The 5,049-nt window shown below is 64.4% G+C and carries 3 protein-coding genes and 1 pseudogene; all 4 read right to left on the bottom strand.

The genetic code is table 11. The annotated features are described in order from the left end of the window. Positions 1-1,243, bottom strand: a pseudogene (locus G1E_RS27115) (hypothetical protein); the annotation flags it as partial. Positions 1,244-1,314: 71 nt separating this feature from the next. Continuing rightward, complete coding sequence (locus tag G1E_RS28820; protein WP_009683340.1) at positions 1,315-1,491, bottom strand: hypothetical protein; 177 nt, start codon at positions 1,489-1,491, stop codon at positions 1,315-1,317. Beyond that, the gene (locus G1E_RS24235; protein WP_009683341.1) at positions 1,488-2,600 is read right to left on the bottom strand and encodes a PepSY domain-containing protein; all 1,113 of its coding nucleotides are present in this window, start codon (positions 2,598-2,600) and stop codon (positions 1,488-1,490) included. Before G1E_RS24235 ends, G1E_RS28820 begins: the two co-directional genes overlap by 4 nt. Before the next feature lie 58 nt (positions 2,601-2,658). Then, positions 2,659-5,049, bottom strand: a 2,391-nt coding sequence (locus tag G1E_RS24230) for a TonB-dependent siderophore receptor (protein WP_084728221.1), incomplete at its 5' end; no start/stop codon positions are given.

Here is a 5,049-nt window from a genome sequence, read left to right as displayed (position 1 = left end):
CCCTCGCCGTCAACCAGTAGTCGATATCGAGCAAGCTGACGTTGATCAGCGCCAGCTCGTCGATGCGGTAGGTCTGCTGGACCAGCTCGATGCTGTCGCCAACCTGCGGGCGGCTGGCGACGGGTATCCACGGGCCGGTGATGCTGGGCGGCAACACGGGGCCTATGGGCCTGGCCAGGGTGACACTGACATACAGGCCGAGCGGGTCGATATCTAGCTGGTGACGTTGGCGCAGTTGCGTGCGCAGGCGTTCACGCGTCCAGGCGAGCAGGCCATTGTGGTCGACGAATTGCTCAAGGCTGAGGATACCGGGTGCCGCCGCCTTGTCGATGGCGATCACCAGCTCTTGCAGGGTTTGCATGATGTGCGTGAGGCCCTGTGCCGAGGCGTTTTTCAGCCAGGCTGGCGAGTTGCGCTCCAGCAGCAGACCGTAGCGTGTCTGTAGCGCAGAGCGGCTGTCGGCCCATGGCAGCAGATCGGCGGCCGCGGCCAGGTCCGCTGTCAGCTTGGGCCAGTCCACCGTCGCCTGCTGCGCAGCTTTCTGCCAGGCCTGGGTCAGCGCGGCGTGCTGGCCGTCGATCAAGGCCTGAACCTGCGCCTGGATCATGTCCTCGTTGAACCATTCATAGCGCAGGCGCTCGGCGTTGCGGGCGTCGTCGCGGTCGTGTTCGTTGCTCATGTGCCGCAGCAGTGGCCGGCTTTGCTGCACGTCGTCCAGGCGTTCGCAAAGCTCGGTGTGCAGCTCGGCAAGGCTATCGAATGCTTCGATGCCATGGGACAGGCTGCACAGCAGCGCGTAGTCGGTGGTGTTGCGAGGGTCTGGCATGCGGCCCTCGGGCCCGCCTTCGACGATCACGAAGGTGCCGGGCAGGTAGCTACGCCAATTGGGTGTGGTGATGTCCAGTACGGGGCGGTAGATCTGCGGCCGTTGCGCGGCTGGTAAATGCTGGCGCTGCGAGGGCAGCGGCCTGTTGGCGCAGCAGGTGACCAGCTCGGCATGGCTCGAACCCAGCGTGTGGTCATCGCTGCGCAACGCGATTTGCGCCAGCAGTTGCTGGCGCAGCAGCGTAGCCAGGCGTGCCCGCCGGCTATCACCGCTCGCGGTGCCAAGCCAGTACTGCGCAAGGTCGGCGAAGTAGCGCTGCCGTGCGTTCAGCAGCGGCAGCGACGGCTCGGGCGCCGGGGGTGGGGTGAGCAGGGCGCTCAGTTGCGCATCGAAGGACTTGAAGTGTGTCAGGCTCATGGCGGGCTCCACGGTGAACAGGCCATGCAGCTTGGTGCCAGCTGGTGATACAGGCGTGTTAGCTGTTTACCTCATTTGCCGCTCAGGCCACGGAACCCGAGCCAGGCCGGAATGCCCAGCCCCAGCCAGGCCAGGGCGTCCCAGGCGCCGTCCCCGAGCAGCGCGGCGAACAGGCCGGCTGCGCCCAGTGCGGCGATGAGCCCAGGCCAGGCGAAGATCTGCCTGGTGCTGCGTGACGTGTGGCTCACGGGCGCGCCCCCCTGCTGCTGCGCAGCTTGGTCCACCACAGGTAGAGGCCGCTGCCGAGCACGATGATGGTCAGCACGTCCAGTGCTGCCCACAGCACCTGCATGGGCCGCCCGCCGTAGTCGCCAAAATGCAGGGGTTGCGACAGGCCCATGGCATCCATGTACCAGGGGCGTTCGCCGACGGCGGTCACTTGCAGCGTGCGTGCATCGATCAGGACCGGGGTCAGCAGGTGCGAAGTGAGGTGCGTGGCACCTTTCATGAACACCGCGTAGTGGTGCTCACTGGAGAAGCGTGTACCGGGGAAGGCGATGAAGTCTGGGCGCATGCCGGGGGCGGCCTGTTCGGCGATGGCCAGCAGGTCGCTGGCCGCAGCGCGTTCGCCCAGCGGTGGGGCGTTGCGGTAGGGGGCCACCATCGCCGCCAGGCTGTCGTTGCGCCAGGCAGCGATCACCAGGTCGGACAGGGCGCTGATCACGCCGGTTACACCGACAGTCAGTGCCCAGGCCAAGGTGACGATGCCGATCAGGTTATGCAGGTCGAGCCAGCGCAGGCGCCGGGATTTGTCGTGGCGCACGCTGGCGAAGCCCAGCCGGCGCATGAACGGGGCGTACAGCACGGTGCCGGACACGATCGCGACGACGAACAGCACGCCCATGAAGGCCAGCAGCAACTTGCCCGGCAGGCCGGCGAACATGTCCACGTGCAGGCGCAGCATCAGCATCATGAAACCACCGTTGGCGGCGGGCATGGCTACCGCTTCGCCTGTGCGGGCGTCGAGCATGAAGGTGTGCGACAGGTTGGGTTCGGTACCGGCGGTGGCGGCGGTGATGGCCACCACGCCGTCGGGTTGGTCTTCTTCATAGCCAAAGTACTGCATGACCTCGCCGGGGCGGTGCTGCTCGGCCTTGAGCACCAGCTGTTGCAGGTCGAGGTGCGGGGTGCCGGGCGGCATTTCGCGCAGTTCGGCGGCGTCGCCCAGCAGGTGTTCGAGTTCGTGGTGGAAGATCAGCGGCAGGCCGGTGAGGGCGAGCAACAGCAGGAACAGGGTACAGACCAGGCTGCTCCAGGTGTGGACCGCTGACCAGCGGCGGATGGTTGGGCTTTTCATCACGGTACCGTTTTTTGCCTGAGGAATTGGAGGGGGCTGCGCAGCAGCCCCGGCTCACTCAGAACTTGTAGGTGGCGCTGGCCACGACACTCCGCTCGTCGCCGTAGTAGCAGTAGTACGAGTCACAGGTGGAGAGGTAGTCCTTGTCCAGCAGGTTGGTCGCATTGAGCGCGACCGACGCCCCTTTCAGGCTGTTGTCCAGGCGGCCCAGGTCGTAATGCACCGAGGCATCGAACACCGTGTAGGCATTGGCCTTGCCCAGCCAGGTGTTGCCTTGGTCACCATAGGTATTACCGGTGTAGCGTGCCCCCAGGCCGATGCCGAAGCCGTCCAGTACGCCCGAGTGGAAGGTATAGTCGCCCCACACCGAGGCCTGCTGGTTAGGCATCAGTTGCAGGCGGTTGCCCTTGAACTGACCATCCTGCACTTCGGATTTGGCCAGGGTGTAGGCGGCAATTACCTTCAGGTTGTCGGTAACGTCGGAAACCGCTTCAAGCTCCAGGCCGCGGACTTTCACTTCGCCGGTTTGGCTGGTGACACTGGTGTTGCCGTCGTTGCTGGTGACCAGCACATTCTTTTGAGTCAGGTCATACACCGCGGCTGAGAGCAACGTATTTGAACCGGGGGGCTGGTATTTGACACCCAGTTCCCACTGCTTGCCTTCGGTTGGTTTGAACGACTTCAGTGGGTCCGCATCGGCCTTGCTGGCGGGCTGGAAAGATTCTGCATAGGACAGGTAAGGCACAAACCCCGAATCGAAGACGTAACTGATCGCCGCGTTGCCGCTGAAGTTACTGTCGCGCTGGGTGTTGGTAGCGTCGCCTTTGTTGAAGAACGTTGTACCGGTGTGTACCCAGTCCTCCCGACCACCCAAGGTCAGCCGCCAGTTGCCCAGCGCCATCTGGTCCTGCACGTACAGGCCGGTCTGAATGGTTTTCTGGTCGTAGTCGTAGTAGGCAGTGGAACGGTCCGGTCTGCTGATCGGCAAACCGTAGACCGGGTCGTTGACATTGATGGGCGGCGCAGCGCCATAGATCGTCAGGAAATTGTTGTTGGTACGTTGGTGGTCCAGGCCGAGCAGCAAGGTGTGGCTGATGGCGCCTGTGCTGAAATCACCCTGAAAGTTGTTGTCGACGGCGAACTGGCTGATGTCCTCGTCAACGTTGGTGGTACTACGCCCCACGTTGCCTTGGTCGTCCACGACCATGCCGAACTCCGGCAAGTAGCTGTTGACGGTGATCGTCTGGAACGACAGCTCGGACTTGGTATAGCGCAAGTTTTGCCGGAACTGCCACACGTCGTTGAAACGGTGCTCGAACGCGTAGCCCAGCGCGTAGTAGGTACGGTCGTAGAATTCGTAATTCGGGTCACCCAGGTTCTTGTGGTGCGAGATCTTGCCGAACGGCATGTCGATCTTGGTGCCCTGGATCGGTCGGAACTGGCTGGTGACCCCGGTATCGTCGCGGGTGAACTGGGAGAGGAAGGTCAGCGAGGTATCTTCGTCCACGTTCCAGGTCAGGCTCGGGGCGATGTTGTAGCGCTTGTTGTCGATGTGATCGACCTGCGTACCGCTGTCACGGATCACACCGCTCACGCCATACAGCAAGCGGCCGTCGTCATCGATCTTGCCGGTGCTGGCGAAGTTGATCTGGCGGTGGTTGTCACTGCCATATTGCAGTTCGATTTCATGCGCGCTTTCGGCTTGCGGGCGGCGGCTGACCATGTCCAGCAGGCCGCCGGGCGGGGTCTGGCCATAGACCGAAGAAGCCGGGCCACGCAGCAGCGCCAGGCGGTCGAGGTTCCAGGTTTCGGCTTTCGGGTTGGCGTACACGCCACGTGGCAACGGCAGGCCATCCAGGAACTGGGTGGGCTCGAAGCCGCGCACACGCATCCAGTCATAGCGGGTGTCGCTGCCGAAGCTGGCAGAGACGATGCCTGGCATATAGCGCACGGCGTCGTCGAGGCTATGCACGCCGCGGTCTTTCATCTGCTCGCGGGTCGCCACGGAAATGGACCGTGGGACTTCGACCAGAGCGGTGTCGGTCTTGGTGCCGGCGGCCGTGCGCTGGGCCAGGTAGCCGTCGACCGGGCCCCATGCACTTTCACTGGCGCTGCTGGCGTTCACGGTAATTTCCGGCAAGGCCAGGCTGCCCTCCGGCACCGCGACCAGGCTGTAGCTGCCCGCGCTGCTCTGCTGCAATTGCAGGCCGCTGCCCAGCAGCGCTGCCTGCAGGGCGCCGAGCCCGTCATAGCGGCCGTTGACCGGCGCCGACGTGCGGCCACTGACCAGCGCCGGGTCCAGGGCCAGGGCGATGCCGGCCTGGCTGGCGATCTGGTTCAGGGCAGTGGCCAGCGGTGCGCTGGGCAGGTTGTAGGCGCGCAGCGCGGACTGCTCGGCGGCGAACAAGGCAGGGCTGACCAGCGGCGCGGCCATGCCGATGGCCAGGGC

The sequence above is a fragment of the Pseudomonas sp. TJI-51 genome, from assembly GCF_000190455.2.
GTDB classification, from domain to species: Bacteria; Pseudomonadota; Gammaproteobacteria; order Pseudomonadales; family Pseudomonadaceae; genus Aquipseudomonas; species Aquipseudomonas juntendi.
The sequence above is the reverse complement of the archived record's forward strand: the minus strand, read 5'-3'. Positions and strand labels throughout refer to the sequence as shown.